A 15862-nucleotide genomic window follows, 5' to 3' on the forward strand; every position below is an offset into this window, starting at 1 on the left:
GCCCACTCAGTGGACGATGAGCGGCGTGTGCTCCGCCTGCCCCTCGGGGTCGTGCGGGCGCTCCGGCGGCGTGCGCGGCAGGAAGAACGCCGGGATGAGGCAGAGGCCGACGAGCACGGTCGCCACGGTGAAGGCGACGCCGAACGACTCGGCGAGCTCGACGAGGCCGGCGGCGATCGTCTCCGGCGGCAGTTGCTGCACGGCGGCCGGTCCCCCGGCCTCGCTGGCGGCGGCGACCTGGGCCGCCGACGGACGCGCGAGGTAGGCGTTGGTCAGGACGACCGACATGACCGCGGTGCCGATGGAGCCGGCCACCTGCTGGATGACGTTCATCAGCGTCGAACCGCGCGCGATGTTGTGGTCGGTCAGCGTCTGCAGCGCCGCCGTCATGGTCGGCATCATCGTGGCGCCGAGGCCGATGCCCATGACGAAGAGGGCGCCCAGGAGCAGCTCGTAGGACGTCGTGGGCGACACCTGGGTGAAGACGGCCATCGAGGCCGTGATGACCGCCGTGCCGAAGAGCACGATCTTGCCCGCGCCGATCTTGTCGGCGAGCATGCCGGCGATCGGCATGCTGAGCATCGCGCCGAGACCCTGCGGCGCCAGGAGGACACCGGCCTTGAGGGTCGTCTCACCGCGGATCTGCAGGAAGTAGCTCGGGAAGAGGATGCCCGCGCCGAAGAACGCGACGGCGAAGAGCGTCATCGTGATGACGGAGATCGTCAGCTGACGGTTCTTGAAGAGGTGCAGGTCGATGAGCGGGTGCGCGACGCTCGTGAAGAGCGAGCGCAGGACGAAGAGGACGATCAGACCCAGACCGATGAGGCCCGGCACGAGCACCTTCGTCGCGGCCACGGTGCCGGTCTCGGGGATGGACGAGACGCCGTAGAGGAAGAGGGCCAGCCCCGGCGACAGCAGGAGCATGCCGACGAAGTCGAAGCTCTCGCTCGGCTCGGTGTGGTCCTTGGGGAGGATGAGTGCCGCGTAGACGAGGGCGATGATCCCGATCGGCAGGTTGATGAGGAAGATCCAGTGCCACGTGGCCGAGTCGATGAGCCAACCACCGAGGATCGGGCCGAAGATCGGGCCGAGCAGCATGGGGACGCCGAGGACGGCCATGACGCGACCGATGCGCTGCGGACCCGCCGCGCGCGTCATGATCGTCATGCCGAGCGGCATGAGCATGCCGCCACCGAGGCCCTGGAGGACGCGGTAGGCGACGAGGGTCTCGATGCTCGACGCCGTCGCGCAGAGCAGAGATCCGGCGACGAAGAGGGCGATGGCGGCCATGAAGAGGCGCTTGGTGCCGAAGCGGTCCGCGGCCCAACCGGTGAGCGGGATGACGGTGGCGAGGGCGAGCGTGTAGCCCGTCATCGTCCACGCGACCTGCGCATAGCTCGCGCTGAACTCAGCCATGAAGGTCGGCAGCGCGACACTGACGACCGTCACGTCGAGGATCGACATGATGGCCGAGAGGACGACGACGCCGGCGACGAGCAGGACGTCCTTGTCCAACTTCTCCGGTGCAGCGGACGGGGAGGTGGCCGCGGGTTCGGCCACAGGGGTGGAGGACAAGACAGTTCCTTGCGTCAGTGGGTGAAGGGGAAGAAGGGGCGCTGGTTGCAGCGCACAAGTATTCTAGGGCCTCCGCAGCGCGCCCTCGACCGACTTCCCCCTGGCCTTCAGCCGCGGGGCAGGGCACCCGAACGGAAGCTGCGGAAGGCGGCCCGCGACGCGTCATCCAGCCGGACGATCGACTGACCGTCGCTGCTCATCCCGGTGGGCCCCTTCGCCACGGCCGCCCCGAATCGATCGGAGCGCGCCCGCAGCACGGCCGCCGCGAAGGTCAGCATCTGCGCGGCGTCGAGGTCGCTCTCACAGAACCGGGACAGCACCGAGAGGGCCTTCGGCAGCACGGCGGCGCCCTGGGCTCGGGCCTCCTTGGCCGCCGCGGCGAGCAGTCGACCCTGATTGCGTGACCGATCGAAGTCGCCGCCCGGGTGGACCTTGCGTTCGCGCGCGTAGGCGAGCGCCTCGCGCCCGTTGAACCGCTGATAGCCCTTGCGGACCGTGAGGTTGACGCCGATGCCGGTCCACGCCTCCGGCGAGGTGAAGGGGATCTGGCCGAGGTCGTCGACCATCCTGGTGAAGCCGGCGAACCCGGTGAGGACGTACCCGCTGATGGGGATGTCGGTGAGGTCGGAGACGGTGCGGCGCATGGCGTCCGGGCCGTGGAGCGACAGGGCCGCGTTGATCTTGCTCTGCCCGCCCCCGGCGATGGGCACCCACAGGTCCCGCGCAAAACCGAGCACTCCCCCACCGCCGTCGCCGTCGACCCCGAGGAGTTGGATGGCATCCCCACGCGAGCGACTGACTTTCTGCCCCGGTCGGGCGTCGGAACCGAGGACGAGGACGTGCCGTGCCGAGCCGACCCGAGGCGCGTCCTGGCCCAGCGACGGCCACCACCCACCGACGACCTTCCACGATGTCCCGGACTCCACGGCGAGGGTGACGTCCTTGCCGACGGTGACGACGGCGACGCGGTCCCCCTTCCAGGATCCGAGGTGGGCGCGCCCCTTCACGGCCGGCTCCGCCGCATAGCGCGGCTCGACGGCTCGGGCGAGGGCGGCCGGGCCGCCGACGACCGTCAGGCCACGGGCCGCCGCGTCGCTCGTCGACGACGTCGACGAGGCAGGCGGGGTCGACGACGAGGAGGTCGCGCTCGGGGGCGTCCCGTCCTGCGACTCGTCGGGCGCGCTGCACGCCGCGAGCATCGCGCCCCCACCCAGACAGGCGAGGAGATCGCGGCGGCGGATCGGGCGGTGGGGCTGGGTCGGCATGCGAGCCACGGTAGAACACCGCCGGGTAAGGTCACCCGCATGCCAGCAACGAGGCTGATGCCGACCGAGATCAGCCAGGACCTGATCGACCTGACCCGCGACATCTGCGACCGCACCCTGCGGCCCGCCGTCGACGACATCGAGGCCCGTGCCGCCAGCGATCCGCACGCAGCCTTCCCCCGCGACGTCTTCACGACTCTCGGCAAGGCGGGGCTGCTCTCGCTCCCCTACCCCGAGGAGCACGGAGGCGGCGGACAGCCCTACGAGGTCTACCTCCAGGTCGTCGAGGAGATCGCGAGCGCGTGGATGAGCGTGGCGGTCGGGACGTCCGTGCACGCACTGACGTGTTTCCCCGTGGCGACCCATGGGTCGACCGACATGCAGGCCGCCCTGCTGCCCGGCATGCTCTCGGGCGACCAGCTCGGCGCCTATGGGTTGTCCGAGCAGCAGGCCGGCTCCGACGTCGCCTCGATGACGACGCGCGCGACCCGGTCCGGGGACGGGTGGGCCCTGAAGGGGCGCAAGGCGTGGATCTCGCACGCGGGCCACGCGGACTACTACACGACCTTCGCGCGCACGTCCGACGACGGCGGGCGCGGGCTCTCCTGTTTCATCGTCCCCGCCGATTCACCCGGGCTGTCGTTCGGCACGCCCGAGCGCAAGATGGGGCTGCACGGCGACACCGTCGGCGAGGTCATCTTCGACGGCGTGGAGGTGGGCGGCGACCGGCTCGTCGGCGAGGTCGGGCAGGGCATGGCCATCGCGCTGTCGGCACTCGACGCCGGCCGGCTCGGGATCGCTGCCGGGTCAACCGGCCTCGCGCAGGCCGCCCTCGATGCCGCGGCCACCTACGCCGGTGAGCGCGTCCAGTTCGGCCGCACGATCGGCTCGAACCAGGGACTCGCCTTCCTGCTGGCCGACATGGAGGCGGCCGTGACGAGCGCACGGGCGACCTATCTGCACGCCGCCCGACTCAAGGACGCGGGGCGCCCCTTCAGCAAGGAGGCGGCCGTGGCCAAGCTCGTGGCGACCGATGCGGCCATGCGCGTGACCACGGACGCGATCCAGGTCCTCGGCGGCGCGGGCTACACGCAGGACTTCCCCGTCGAGCGGTGGTTCCGCGAGGCGAAGGTGACGCAGATCTTTGAGGGGACGAACCAGATCCAGCGGCTCGTGATCAGCCGGCACCTCCTGCCGCGCTGAGCGACCCGCCGCGGCGGACCAACGCCGGACAACGAAGAAGCGCCACGCCCGGATCGGGTGTGGCGCTTCTTGCGTCAGGTCAGCGAAGCCATCCGTTGCCCGCGATGCGGCTCCACCAGCGGCCGAGGCCCCAGGTGTCACCCGACAGGCTGTAGGCGGAGATGAGGAGCAGCGCCGCCTCGATCCAGTGGCTGTCGACGAGCGGGTTGTTGAAGCCCATGCCCGCCTGACCGATGGGGAACTCGGCGACCCACATCAGGGCGAGAAGCAGAGTCCCGGACCAGGCCGCGAGCTTGAGGCCCGCGCCGACGATCATCGCGACACCGATGCCGAGGAGGCCGGCCATGAACAGCCAGTCGGCCCAGGGGCCAGCGATGGAGGAGAAGAACCCGCTGGTCGGTCCCTCGATGTTCTTCATGAACCCCTGAGCGGGGGTACCGCCGTTGATCCATGCGCGCTCGGAGGGAGTCGCGTAACCCAGGCCGAACAGCTTGTCGATGAAGGCCCACAGGAAGGTGAACCCGATGAAGATCCGGCCCGCGGCGAGGATCTGCCGCAGGAACGGGGAGGTGACGACGTCCTCCTGGTGGACGACATCGCCGACGACTGTGTCGCTGACAAGGTGGCGCCGCGCGCCAATCCCGTGGCTGGCGGAGTGGGTGCTCATGATGCTTTCAGCCTCCCGAGCTGATGGTTCCAGCAGGACCATCCTGTTGGTACTACCGAGTGTAGTAGTACCAAGGAGGCACCGGATGCCACTTCGGGAAACTTCGTGGAAATTTCTTCAGAGGGCAGCGTCGAAGGCCTCCTCGAGGATGTCGAGCCCTTCGGTCAGCAGCTCGTCCCCGATCGTCAGCGGCGGCAGGAAGCGGAAGACGTTGCCATAGGTGCCACACGTCAACGTGATCAGCCCCCGGCTGTGGCAGCCCGCGTTGACGGCGGCGGCGAGTGCGGCGTCCGGCGTCTTCGCCTCGAGATCGGAGACGAGCTCGATGGCGAGCATGGCACCGCGACCGCGGATGTCGCCGATGACACCGGTCCGCTCCGCCAGGGCACGCAGCCTCGGCACGACGAGCGCCTCGATCTCCCGCGCCCGCCCCGCGAGGTCGTCCTCGCGCATCGTCTCGATCGAGGCGAGCCCCGCGGCGCAGGCCACCGGGTTGCCGCCGTAGGTGCCGCCCAGGCCACCGGCGTGGACGGCGTCCATGAGGTCGGCGCGACCGGTGACGGCCGCGAGCGGCATACCGCCGGCGATCCCCTTCGCCGTCGTGATGAGGTCGGGGACGACCCCTTCGTGGTCCGAGGCGAACCAGTCGCCCGTGCGGCAGAAGCCGGACTGGATCTCGTCGGCGATGAAGACGATGCCGTGCTCGCGGCACCAGTCGGCGAGCCCGGCGACGAAGCCGGGCGGCGGGACGATGAACCCGCCCTCACCCTGGATCGGCTCGAGGATGACGGCCGCCGTGTTGCCCTCCCCCACCTGGGCGTGGACGGTGTCGATGACGGTGGAGAGCGCCTCGTCGGCGCAGGCCTGCGGGCCGCCCGGCCAGCGGTAGGGGTAGGCCATCGGCGCGCGGTAGATCTCGCCGGCGAAGGGGCCGAAGCCCTGCTTGTAGGGCATGTTCTTGGCCGTCAGCGCCATCGTGAGGTTGGTGCGACCGTGGTAGGCGTGCTCGAAGGTGACCACGGCCGGGCGACCCGTGGCCGACCGGGCGATCTTGACCGCGTTCTCGACCGCTTCCGCGCCCGAGTTGAAGAGGGCCGACCGCTTCTCGTGGTCGCCGGGGGTGACGTCGGCGAGCTCCTCGCACACGGCGACGTACTCCTCGTAGGGCGTCACCATGAAGCACGTGTGCGTGAAGTCGTTGATCTGCGCCGTCACGGCGTCGATGACGCGCTGGTTGCGGTTGCCCACCGAGGTCACGGCGATGCCGGAACCGAAGTCGATGAGCTGGTTGCCGTCGACGTCGCGCACGATCCCGCCCTCGGCCGCCTCGACGTAGACGGGCAGCCCCGTCCCGACGCCCGAGGCGACCGTGGCGAGTTTGCGCTGGTGCAACTCGGTGGAGGCCGGCCCGGGGATGGCGGTGGCGAGGATGCGCTGCTGCTCGATCATGATGGTCCCGTCTGACGTGGGGGTGACGACGACATCGTGCACCCCCCGCGCCGCCGCTGTCATCGCGCCCCGGCGACCAGCGCCAGGCCCCACGAAAGGACAGCGCATGAACCGCAAGGCGATCCTCTTCCACGGCACCGCCGCTCACCCCGATGTCGTCTGGCTTCCCTGGCTGCGACAACGGCTCACCGACCGCGGCTACACGGTCGAGGCGGCGCACTATCCCACCCTCAACGTGGAGCCCATCGCGACCTTCCTGCCGACGGTCCTGGCCAATCACACCTTCGACGAACACACCGTGCTCGTCGGCCACTCGGGCGGGGCGGCCCTGCTGTTGGCGCTGCTGGAGCACATCGACACGACGGTGGCGCAGGCCATCCTCGTCGCCGGGTACTGCACGCCGCCCAACACCGAGGACGAGCCCGTGCTCCAGGAGCGATACGACTGGGCGGCGATCCGCTCGCACGTCCGGGACCTCTACTTCATCAACTCCCGTGAGGACCCGTATGGATGTGACGACGCGCAGGGCCGGGCCATGTTCGAGCAGCTCGGCGGCACCCAGATCATCCGCGACGACGGCCACTTCGGGGACGTCGACCAGCCCTATGAGTCGTTCGAACTCCTCGACCGGCTGATCGACTGATCCGCCGCCAGCCGGCGACGAATCTCACGGACGGTCCCGGCCGGGTCGAGCCCGTGATCGCGCGATTCCGGGACGACCACCAACTCCGCCTCGTGCATCACCTCGGCGAGCCGGTCGGTCGCCGCGACGAGCAGGGGGAAGGTCGGGTCACCGCGCAGGATCGTCACGGGGACGGGCGGATCGATCATCGCCGCCGTCGGCGTCGAGACGGCCGCGGTGAGCACGGCGTCGTAGACGGTCGACTGGGCGAGCGGGACGAGGGCGGCGAAGAGGGGGCTGGAGCGGATCTGCTCGATCACCGGCTCCGGCAGCCCCACGCCCTCGCGCTGGAACAGGACGACGGCCTCGCCTCCGCGCCCGTCGTCAACGAGCGACTGCAGGCGTGCGGGCAGATCCGCCGGCGGCTCGCCCTCGCCGAAGCGGAACGGCGGCTCGGAGAGGAAGAGGTGCCGCATCGGCACGCCCTCGGCCGCGGCGAACAGGCCCAGCACGGCACCGGAGGAGTGGCCCAGCACGGCAGCCTCGCCGCCGACGGCGTCGATGACGGCGGCGAGGTCTTCGGCTTCACGAATCGGCAGGTACGGGGCGGTGTCGCCGCTGCCCCCGCGGGCCCGACGGTCGACCGTCACGCCCTGCAGGCCCACGTCCGCCAACGCCTCGGCCAGTGGCGTCCCCGCCTCGGCGGTCGAGAACGCTCCGCCCACGATGACGACGGGCAGCCCACTGCCCACCCGGTTGAAGGAGATCCGTGTGCCGTCGCCCGACGTTGCGTGCTGCATACCTGATCCCACCACAGGGAAGTCGTCGCGGTTCTGTGGTCGGAGGTCGATCTGGAGGCGGCCACGGTCGAGGTGACCTCCACGCTGATCCGGGTCACGCGTCAGGGGTTGATCCGCAAGCCCACGAAGTCGGCGGCCGGGCAGCGGCTCCTTCCCTTCCTCAGTGGTGCGTGGCGATGTTGCGGCGGCGCACTGCGGTCGGGGTGGGGCCGGATGAACCGGTCTTCAGCACCGTCGATGGTGGCTTCCGTGAGCCGCGCACGGTGAGTCGGTGGCTGTACGAGGTGCGCCTGGACAGTGCCCTGGAGTGGGTGAGCTCGCACGCCTGGCGCAAGACGATGGCGAACATCCTCGACGGGTCCGGGGTCACGGCGCGGATCATCGCGGACCAGCTCGGCCACTCGCGGGTGTCGATGACGCAGGACGTCTATCTGGGTCGAGGCGAGACCGATCCGAGGGTGCTCGCAGCGCTCGAAGCGGTCGACCCGCGCACCGCCCCCGAGGTCGAAAGTGGAGGCATAAGTGGAGGCTTCGGGCAGGAGCAGGGCAATGAATGATGCGTCTTGCCTGATGAGAGAGCTGGCGAAGGGACTTGAGCCCTCAACCCCTGTTTACAAGGTCTCGCGGTCAGCGGTCTGAGAATGCCCTGACCTGCGAAAACGCGCCCTCCGCCGGTGGATAGGAGGGCGATGTGCGTCCCGCGTGCGATCCAGAAGACATCGAGTGGCTACCTGTGTCGTGCGACATTCTGTGCACCTGTCCCGATGCTGCGTCTTCGGAGGTACCACGGCGACCAGCTGCGAGGGGCGGCGATCATCTCGATCGGACCGAACGCCTATCGCCGCCCAAGCGGAATCGCGGTGGCCCCGGCATCGCTGCTCATCTGTCTGATCATGACCTTCCTCATCATGACCTTCCTCATCATCGTCGTCATCGTCCTCGCCTAGCCGCTCAGCTTCGCCGCACGCTCGAGCCTTTCTAGGGCTTCGGGGGCATTCTCCACTGACATCGCGGCACTGTCGCCGCGGCAGACGACGAGCATCTTGCGCAGCCGGGCTCGATCTTTTCTCGACAGTTCAGTCTCTCGGAAGTCGCGAGCCGAGATGAGGTTGGCCAGCACCACGAAATCGGTGCAGTGGCGCGCGCTGGTTCGGTCCTTGGCGATCTCGGTTCTGGCGGCTGCCTTACCGACGAGCGCGCCAACCAGATTCGGACGCAGCACGGTCCCAGAGCGTCCCTCGACCAGGATCGCGACCGGCTCGCTGCGATTCAGTGCCTGAGTAGTGCCCGGCGCTGCGATGGTCGGTGCCCCGCCGGCCCCGGTGAGCGCGGTCGCCCTCACGCCTGCCCCTTCGGGAATGAGGACGTCGAGCTGGGCTTCGTCGCGGCGCCAGCGGTGCTGGATGCCGTCGCCGGAGATCTCGGGTTTGAAGCCCATATCTATGAGCGCACCGGTGAAGGTCGCCAGCATCGATTGGGAAGCTCGGATGTCGACCACCGTGTCTGCGTCGTTAGTCGGGCGCGTCGGTGAGACTCCACGCTCGGCGCAGTGCAGATGCACCAGCTGGCCGCCGATCAAAGCCCAGTCGGTGCTGACACGCTCGTAGAGGTCCATCAGAGCGTGCCAAGACTGTCCTTGTGCCACGTTCATGGCGGGCAGGAGCGTGGGCTCAGCCACGGTTGGATCCGGAGAGGTGCGCACGCAGGTCGGCGACAACGCGGATCGCCTCGTTCTTCTCGCGGACGCCGTCGTGCTCTGCTAGGTCAGCTGCGAGGGCGAGCTGGGACCGTACAACGTCGTCAAGGGCCTGGTGATCCGCCCATGGAGGGACGACATGCAGGATGACGTTGGCCCGGGAGTGGTCGGCAGGGGAGAGCAGGAAGTGCTCGACCAGGTCATCGACGTCGTTGCGGGACACATATCCCTCCGCGACAGCGCCGACAGACATGTTTGACCCAGGCAGGGAGACGCCGGAGAGATGGACGCGTGCGTCGTCGCAGATGTCTGGCAGGTCACGCGGCGAGGCGGCGAACAGGACGCGGTCAGCTCGGTTACGCAACGCGTTCATGAGTAGCGCAGCGGCTGCCTCTAGCTCGGCGGAGGATGCATGCGCGAGCAGGTTGCGCAAGCGCGACCGAGCGCGCGATCTGGCTGAGGGGCTCAGCCTTGATGCGTTCTCATCGCCTGCGGCGACCGCGAGCAGATCCCACGCGGACTTGGCCGATAGAGGGCGCCCGGGCCCGGCGTGGTGCTCGATTCGACGCAGGTCGCTCATCTCGACTGCCCATTGGTGCCCCACCTTTTTCGCGGGCAGCGAACCTTCCCGGATGCGCTGATGGATGCGCTGCGGGTGGACGCCGAGCGCCTTCGCGGCTTCGGACACGCTGACGTACGCCTCGGACATGTTGCTACTTCCCTATAAGGTCTTAGAGGTTTACAGCAACCATATAAGAACTTATAGTATTCCCGCAACGCCGCCTCACCTCGCCGGCCCCCTCCTCGCGCCTGCGCCGCCAGCTCGGCCGAGTGCAACGCCCGACTTTGCGGCATGTCCGTGCGCATCGATGCACCTCTCAAGGGAGCGACATCACCGCCGCCGTCGTCGGATACTCATGCCTATCATTCGTGATCACCCCTGTCCCCACCGAAAGCGCTGCGGCGCGTGCTCAATAGCAGTACAGGACAAGGGTTTTGGGCAATACCTACGTTGAGCTGGCGAGGGGACTTGAACCCCTAACCCCCTGTTTACAAGACAGGTGCGCTACCGATTGCGCCACGCCAGCACGCCCCCCGAAGGGGGCGGCGACGATCCTAACGTGGGCGGCGAAGGGGGCCGCTCAGCCCAGGACGCGGTTGAGGTAGGCCTGCAGCTTGGACGTCGTCTCGGCGCCCCAGATGCCGTCGATGACGGCACCGACGCGACCCTGCAGCGCACGCGTCGTGACGGGGCCGATCACGCCGTCGGCGAGCGCGCCGACCTTGCGCTGGAGGAGGCGCACGTCGTTGCTCGAGAGCGAGCCGTCGACGCTGCCGCCGACCCACGTCTCGATGGCGCGGTTCGTCATCGGGCCACGGACGCCGTCGACCGTGAGGGCGCCGCGGACGTCGTCGCGGGAGGTCGTGTCGTCGTCGCGGTCACCCCACGGGTTGACGGCGAGACCGTTGGTGACCGTGAGGCCAGCCCGCACGGAGCAGACGGGCCATGCGCCGGGGCCCTGGACCTTGAGCACCTTCTGGGCGATGGCGATCTGCTGGGCCTTGCTGGCCCGGTCGGCGGTGACGGCGTAGGTCTGCCCGCCGAACCCCTTCCACGTCTGATAGCTGAACTGGAGGCCGCCGTAGTAGCCGTTCCCCGTGTTGATGTGCCAGTTCCCCCCGCTCTCGCACGTCGCGACGCGGTCCCAGACGGTCTCGGCGGCGCCCGCGACGGACGCCGCCGAGATGCCCCCGGCGACGAGCGTGGCGGCGGCGACGACGGTGCCAGCGAGGCGGCGACGCGTGCGGCGCGGTGCGGCCGGGGCAAGGTCCGGGAAGTCGTTGGTCGTGAACATGAGTGGGTCCTTTCGCAAGGCGCACCCCAGGGGGTAGGTGACGGGACGTCGGAGGAGCACCGTCGAGGACGCTAGGTCACAGAATTCACAGGAGACAACAGTTGTCACATAAATACATACTTGTAACTCCTGCCCCAGACCGGCGCCCACAAGCCCCCATCGACGCCGAACGGCCCGCCTCCCCGAAGGGAAGCGGGCCGTCGCGTGGACCTGCCGGACTCAGCCGGCGGAGATCAGCGGGCGTTGAGGTAGGACTGCAGCTTCGAGGTCGTCTCGTGGCCCCAGATGCCGTCCTGCGCCGCACCGACGAGCGCCTGCAGCGCGGTCGTCGTGATCGGGCCGACGATGCCGTCCTGGGCGACACCGAGCTTGCCCTGGAGTGCGCGGATGTCCGCCGAGTCGAGGGCGCCGTTGGCGGAGCCGCCGACCCAACGCTCGGTCGCGGCCTTCGTCTTCGGGCCGAGGACGCCGTCGACGACGAGCGCGCCCGTCTGGACCCGCGTGGTGTCGCGCGACGTCGTGGTCGTCGTGCGCGGCGCCGTGGTCGTGTTCGTGGTCGCCCCACCGTTGGCCTTGGTCAGGCCGGCGCGCACGGAGCAGACGGGCCAAGCGCCCGGGCCCTGCACCGCGAGGACCTTCTGCGCGATCTCGATCTGCTGGGACTTCGTGGCGAGGTGCGCATTGGAGGCGTACTTGCCGCCGCCGAAGCCCTGCCAGGTCTGGGTCGTGAACTGCAGACCGCCGTAGAAGCCGTTGCCGGTGTTGATCGACCAGTTGCCACCGGACTCGCACGCGGCGACGGCGTCCCAGACGGTCGCGGCAGAGGCCGACTCAGCCATGACGAAGGGAGCGCCAGCGGTGGCCACACCAGCCACGGCGATGCCTGCGGCCCGCCGACGAACGGCGGAGGCCTGCTTCGGAGTGGCGTGCTTGGGGGCGTAGAACATCAGGAGATTTCCTTCCAGGGGAGGCTGTCGGGTCATCTGACCCTCGGCTCCCAGCGACGTTACCTGTTCGTGACCTTCCAGATCAACCCTGTGAGCGAGATCTGGGGACGGACCTCCACGCCCGTGACGTCCTGTGGACGAGCGCGGTCAGCCCGTGCGGGAGTGCCGGCGACGGCGACGACCGACGCCGCGGTCGAGCGGCGAGGCCAGCAGCTCCCCGAGGGTCGATCCCGTGGCGATCGCCATGATGATGCCGAGTGCGCTGAGCAGCGTGGTCCAACCGGCCGACTGGAAGTCGCTGCCGCCGCCGACGAGCCGATGGAGGCCGACGAAGATCGACAGACCGGGCAGGAGGGCGAAGGAGGCCGGCACGGCCAGCACCATGCCCGGCGCCCCGAGCCGCAGGGCGACGACCCGTGCGATGAAGGCCATGACGATCGAGGCAATGCCCGTCGCCGTGACCCGACCGACGTCGAGTTGCCCCAGGCCCGCGGCGATGCCGACGCCGACCAGGCCGACGAGCGCGCTCGGCAACAACATGCGCCGGCGGGCCTGCATCGTCACGGCACCCGCGATGGCGACGATGCCCGAACCGATGAAGAGGACCGTGAGCGAGCCCGATGCCCAGGCCAGCTTCTCGATGGGGGGCGCCGTGAGCTCGAGCCCCATCACGTCGGCGCCGCGCAGGGTCACGGCGAGGGCGGCGGCCACGCCGATGGCCAGGCCGAAAGTGTGGAAGAGGACCGCGAACATGCGCGCGGTGCCCGTCACGGGGTAGCCCGAGATGACGTCCTCCATCGCCGAGGCAATGGTCCGCGACGGAAGCAGGGCGACGATGCCGCCGGCGACGAGGAAGGCGAAGTCGGACGGCGTGATCGGCACCCAGTCGTAGCGCCCCATGGCGTAGGCGGCCCAGGCGAGCAGCGTCGCGACGAAACCGCCGAGCGCGCCGAGGTAGAAGTCCGGGATCCCGTACCGATCGAGCCAGCGGGTGAGGCGATCGACGACCACCCCGGTGAGCATCGAGAACAGGGATGCGACCAGTCCGGCACCCAGGGACAGCGCGACACCCGCCGCGATCAGCCCGGTCGCGAAGGCGATGACCCAGCGCGACCACGTACGCGGCGCCCGGCGGATGGCCCGCAGGCGGGTCGTGGCCTCGTCGACGCTGACGTCGCCGGAGACGATGTCGTCGACGAGCTGGTGCACGTCGCCCAGACGGCCGTAGTCGCGCTGTGTCGAACGCACCACCCGCAGCCGCGTGATGACCTGCCCCGAGGCCGTGCGCGCCTGCATGAGCAGCGACTGCACGGTGATGTCGACATCGAGGCTCGCGAGACCGGTCGCGAGTCCGACCGCGAGCAGGGCGGCCTCGACCTGAGGGGCGCCCGCGCCGCAGCGCAGCATGACGTCGCCGATGCGCAGGCCGAGATCCATGGCCGCGGCCGCCTCGCGTTCCTCGGCCACGGCCCGGGTGACGCGGGGGTCGCGGTAGGGCGACCCACGCAGGGCGTCGAGCATCGGCATGCTCTCGGTGGGGGTGTCGCCGCGCCACGTCGCGCGCTCGCGGAGCTTGTTGATCCGCGCCGCGCGCCGAGCGGCGCCTCGACCGGGGGCACCGCCACGGATGGGGCCGGAGGCGAGGTCCGCGAGCGGTCCGTCGACCCCCACGGCCGGGAGCGCCGCGTTGGGCTCCTTCGCGGGCGGGGCGAGGGTCTCGGGATCGATGTCAGGGGTCGCGTTCGTCGCCGACGTGGTCGTCGCAGCCGCTGCCGTCCCCGGTCGGGGGCGCCGGACGGAGCGCGGCATGGCGCCGTGGTCGACGCCTGCGGGGTCCCCGTCGGCGTCGGGGTGACCGGGCGTCGTGCGTCGGGGCGTCACGGCAGCGTGATCCCGCCCTCGCCGAACGGGCCGGGCCCGTCAACGGTCGGCCACCACGTCGGGTCGCCGAGGCGGAGGGTGACCCAGGCTCCGGCGACCGCGGCGATCAGCAGGAGCACCACCACCGCGAAGGTCGCCCCCGGCCCCGCGCCCGTCGTGCCCCGCACGATGCTGCGCGTCCCACGACGCAGCGAGGCGCCACCGGGGCCCCACCACGCCATGAGCGCACCGAGCAGGGCGCCGACCGCGAGCGGGATCGCGGATCCGGGTCGCGGCGTCGACCCCGTCGCGGCACCAAGGACGAGGGCGGCGCAGAAGGTCGCGGACACCCCGATGATCACGGGGAGCAGGGCGCTGACGATCGTCGAGACGACCGCCGTGACCAGGTGCCACGGGGACGCGAGGACGGCCATCGGCACGTCGCCTCGGCGCAGCCCGTGGTGGTAGCGGCGCATGACGATCGACGTCATCGAGCGATCCGTCGTGCGGGCCAGGGCGATCCCCAGGAGCGCCACCGCCCCGGTCACGACGGGCGCTGCGGCCATGCCGGCGACGCCCGCCGCGAGCGCGGCCGCGAGGGTGCCGGTGCGTTGCGGACGTCCGATGCGAGGATCGGCCGCCCCCCGCGCGCCACGTCCGGGCCACGGCTGAACCTCCCCCGGGGTGGGCGGGACCGGGGCCGGCCAGTTGACGACGCGTGCGTCGTCTCGGGTGACGGGGGCCATGGGCGAGAGGGCGGGCGCGGGCGCCCCCTTGGCCGCCGGCGCGAGCGGCTGGACGGGCTGGTACGGCGCAGGCTGGGGCGCCTGCTGCGGTCCAGATGCCGCTGCCGTCGCGGGCTGCGGAACGTGCGCCGGCCGCGGCTGCGCCGCCACCGGCAGGACCCTCGTACCCGGCTCCCCCGGAGCCTGGAGCCGTTGGGTGTGCGCGGCACCGGCCCGTGCGTCGTGCGCCGCCGCGGCTTCGGTCCGCACGCGGTGGGGCAGCGCCTCGGTCACGGGACGCCCCTGGGCGTAGCGCTGCAGCGCGGCGATGACCTCACCATCGTCGGGACGCTCCGCGGGGCGGGGCGACAGCGCCGCGAAGAGGAGCGGTCGCAGGTCGGGGTCGACGCCACCGAGGTCGGCGTCCCCGCGCACCACCCGGGCGAGGACGGTCTCCATCTGGCCCCGGCCGAAGGGCGGTCGGCCGGATGCGGCGAAGGCCAGGGTCGCGGCCCAGCCCCACCAGTCCGTCGCCTCGGAGACCTCGTCCCCCTCGACCACCTCCGGCGCCAGGTAGCCGGGTGTCCCCATGACGAGGCCGGTCATCGTCAGGCGCGAGGAGTCCCGCAGGTGGGCGATCCCGAAGTCGATGAGCACCGGATCGTCGTCGAGCAGGAGGACATTGCCGGGCTTGACGTCCCGGTGGACGACCCCGGCCTCGTGGATCGCGTGCAGCGCACCGGCGAGTCCCTTGCCGAGCGAGAGCAGCGCGGCGGGCGGCATCGGCCCGCCGTCGCCCACGACCGTGTCGAGCGCGGGACCGGGCACGTAGCGGGTGACGATGTAGGGGTGGTCGGCGTCCACGTCGGCGTCCAGGACGGCGGCCACGCGGGGGTCCTTGATCCGGCCCAAGGTCTCGACCTCGCGGGCCAGGCGGGCGCGGGCGTCCGCGTCGGCGGCGACGTGGGCGCGCATGACCTTGATGGCCACGGCCTTGCCGTGGGGGTCGAGCGCGAGGTGGACGACGCCCATGCCGCCCTGACCCAGCTGCTGGAGGAGCCGGTAGGGGCCGACCTTCGCGTAGTCCTGGAGGTCGGGGGTGCCCGCGCTGCTGTCCTCGGGGGTCGGACCCGCCATGAACTCCGTGCTCATGCCCGCCACGCTAGGGGATGAGTCTGGGCGGGCGGTGAATGCGCG

General features: G+C 70.5%; 15 protein-coding genes and 1 tRNA gene. 4 read left to right on the top strand and 12 right to left on the bottom strand.

The window, feature by feature from the left end; translation table 11 throughout:
* Positions 1-6: 6 nt before the first annotated feature.
* Both ACQBAS_RS11235 and ACQBAS_RS11240 read right to left on the bottom strand, forming a co-directional pair.
* Complete coding sequence (locus ACQBAS_RS11235) at positions 7-1575, bottom strand: DHA2 family efflux MFS transporter permease subunit (RefSeq protein ID WP_427383897.1); 1569 nt, start codon at positions 1573-1575, stop codon at positions 7-9.
* A gap of 107 nt (positions 1576-1682) precedes the next feature.
* Positions 1683-2840, bottom strand: a complete 1158-nt coding sequence (locus ACQBAS_RS11240) for an LCP family protein (RefSeq protein ID WP_427383898.1) — start codon at positions 2838-2840, stop codon at positions 1683-1685.
* Positions 2841-2879: 39 nt separating this feature from the next.
* Here ACQBAS_RS11240 and ACQBAS_RS11245 point away from each other — a divergent pair, with 39 nt between their 5' ends.
* Positions 2880-4043, top strand: coding sequence for an acyl-CoA dehydrogenase family protein (locus ACQBAS_RS11245; protein ID WP_427383899.1), 1164 nt, complete (start codon positions 2880-2882; stop codon positions 4041-4043).
* Between the two features lie 79 nt (positions 4044-4122).
* Here ACQBAS_RS11245 and ACQBAS_RS11250 read toward each other — a convergent pair whose 3' ends face one another.
* Together ACQBAS_RS11250 and gabT are read right to left on the bottom strand one after the other, a co-directional pair.
* Positions 4123-4710: a DoxX family protein gene (locus ACQBAS_RS11250; RefSeq protein WP_427383900.1), complete on the bottom strand. Its 588-nt coding sequence runs from the start codon at positions 4708-4710 to the stop codon at positions 4123-4125.
* A 117-nt stretch (positions 4711-4827) separates the two neighbouring features.
* The gene (gene gabT, locus ACQBAS_RS11255) at positions 4828-6159 is read right to left on the bottom strand and encodes a 4-aminobutyrate--2-oxoglutarate transaminase (RefSeq protein ID WP_427383901.1); all 1332 of its coding nucleotides are present in this window, start codon (positions 6157-6159) and stop codon (positions 4828-4830) included.
* 106 nt (positions 6160-6265) lie between these two features.
* On the opposite strand from gabT, the gene ACQBAS_RS11260 reads away from it, so the two are divergent.
* Complete coding sequence (locus tag ACQBAS_RS11260) at positions 6266-6802, top strand: alpha/beta hydrolase (protein WP_427383902.1); 537 nt, start codon at positions 6266-6268, stop codon at positions 6800-6802.
* On the opposite strand, the gene ACQBAS_RS11265 is transcribed toward ACQBAS_RS11260, so the two are convergent.
* The gene (locus ACQBAS_RS11265) at positions 6763-7581 is read right to left on the bottom strand and encodes an alpha/beta fold hydrolase (RefSeq protein ID WP_427383903.1); all 819 of its coding nucleotides are present in this window, start codon (positions 7579-7581) and stop codon (positions 6763-6765) included. The genes ACQBAS_RS11260 and ACQBAS_RS11265 overlap by 40 nt on opposite strands.
* 263 nt (positions 7582-7844) lie before the next feature.
* Here ACQBAS_RS11265 and ACQBAS_RS11270 point away from each other — a divergent pair, with 263 nt between their 5' ends.
* Both ACQBAS_RS11270 and ACQBAS_RS11275 read left to right on the top strand, forming a co-directional pair.
* Entirely contained in the window at positions 7845-8138 is a 294-nt protein-coding gene (locus ACQBAS_RS11270; RefSeq protein ID WP_427383904.1) for a hypothetical protein, read from the top strand.
* 207 nt (positions 8139-8345) lie between these two features.
* A complete protein-coding gene (locus ACQBAS_RS11275) occupies positions 8346-8528 on the top strand; it encodes a hypothetical protein (RefSeq protein ID WP_427383905.1) in 183 nt (60 codons plus the stop codon).
* Here ACQBAS_RS11275 and ACQBAS_RS11280 read toward each other — a convergent pair.
* The 7 genes from ACQBAS_RS11280 to ACQBAS_RS11310 all read right to left on the bottom strand — a co-directional run bounded on the left by ACQBAS_RS11280 (position 8525) and on the right by ACQBAS_RS11310 (position 15817).
* On the bottom strand, positions 8525-9196 hold the full coding sequence (locus tag ACQBAS_RS11280) for a hypothetical protein (RefSeq protein ID WP_427383906.1): 672 nt from the start codon (positions 9194-9196) through the stop codon (positions 8525-8527). The genes ACQBAS_RS11275 and ACQBAS_RS11280 overlap by 4 nt on opposite strands.
* Before the next feature lie 55 nt (positions 9197-9251).
* Positions 9252-9986, bottom strand: coding sequence for a helix-turn-helix domain-containing protein (locus ACQBAS_RS11285; RefSeq protein ID WP_427383907.1), 735 nt, complete (start codon positions 9984-9986; stop codon positions 9252-9254).
* 306 nt (positions 9987-10292) lie between these two features.
* Positions 10293-10365: transfer RNA gene (locus ACQBAS_RS11290), tRNA-Thr, on the bottom strand.
* Between the two features lie 54 nt (positions 10366-10419).
* Positions 10420-11133 (bottom strand): transglycosylase family protein, encoded by a 714-nt coding sequence (locus tag ACQBAS_RS11295; protein ID WP_427383908.1) that lies wholly within the window; start codon positions 11131-11133, stop codon positions 10420-10422.
* A 233-nt stretch (positions 11134-11366) separates the two neighbouring features.
* Positions 11367-12080: a transglycosylase family protein gene (locus ACQBAS_RS11300; protein ID WP_427383909.1), complete on the bottom strand. Its 714-nt coding sequence runs from the start codon at positions 12078-12080 to the stop codon at positions 11367-11369.
* A 147-nt stretch (positions 12081-12227) separates the two neighbouring features.
* Positions 12228-13961, bottom strand: coding sequence for a threonine/serine ThrE exporter family protein (locus ACQBAS_RS11305; protein ID WP_427383910.1), 1734 nt, complete (start codon positions 13959-13961; stop codon positions 12228-12230).
* Positions 13958-15817: a protein kinase domain-containing protein gene (locus tag ACQBAS_RS11310; RefSeq protein ID WP_427383911.1), complete on the bottom strand. Its 1860-nt coding sequence runs from the start codon at positions 15815-15817 to the stop codon at positions 13958-13960. Before ACQBAS_RS11310 ends, ACQBAS_RS11305 begins: the two co-directional genes overlap by 4 nt.
* Positions 15818-15862: the final 45 nt, after the last annotated feature.

The organism is Janibacter zhaoxuefangae, from assembly GCF_050271985.1.
GTDB lineage: Bacteria > Actinomycetota > Actinomycetes > Actinomycetales > Dermatophilaceae.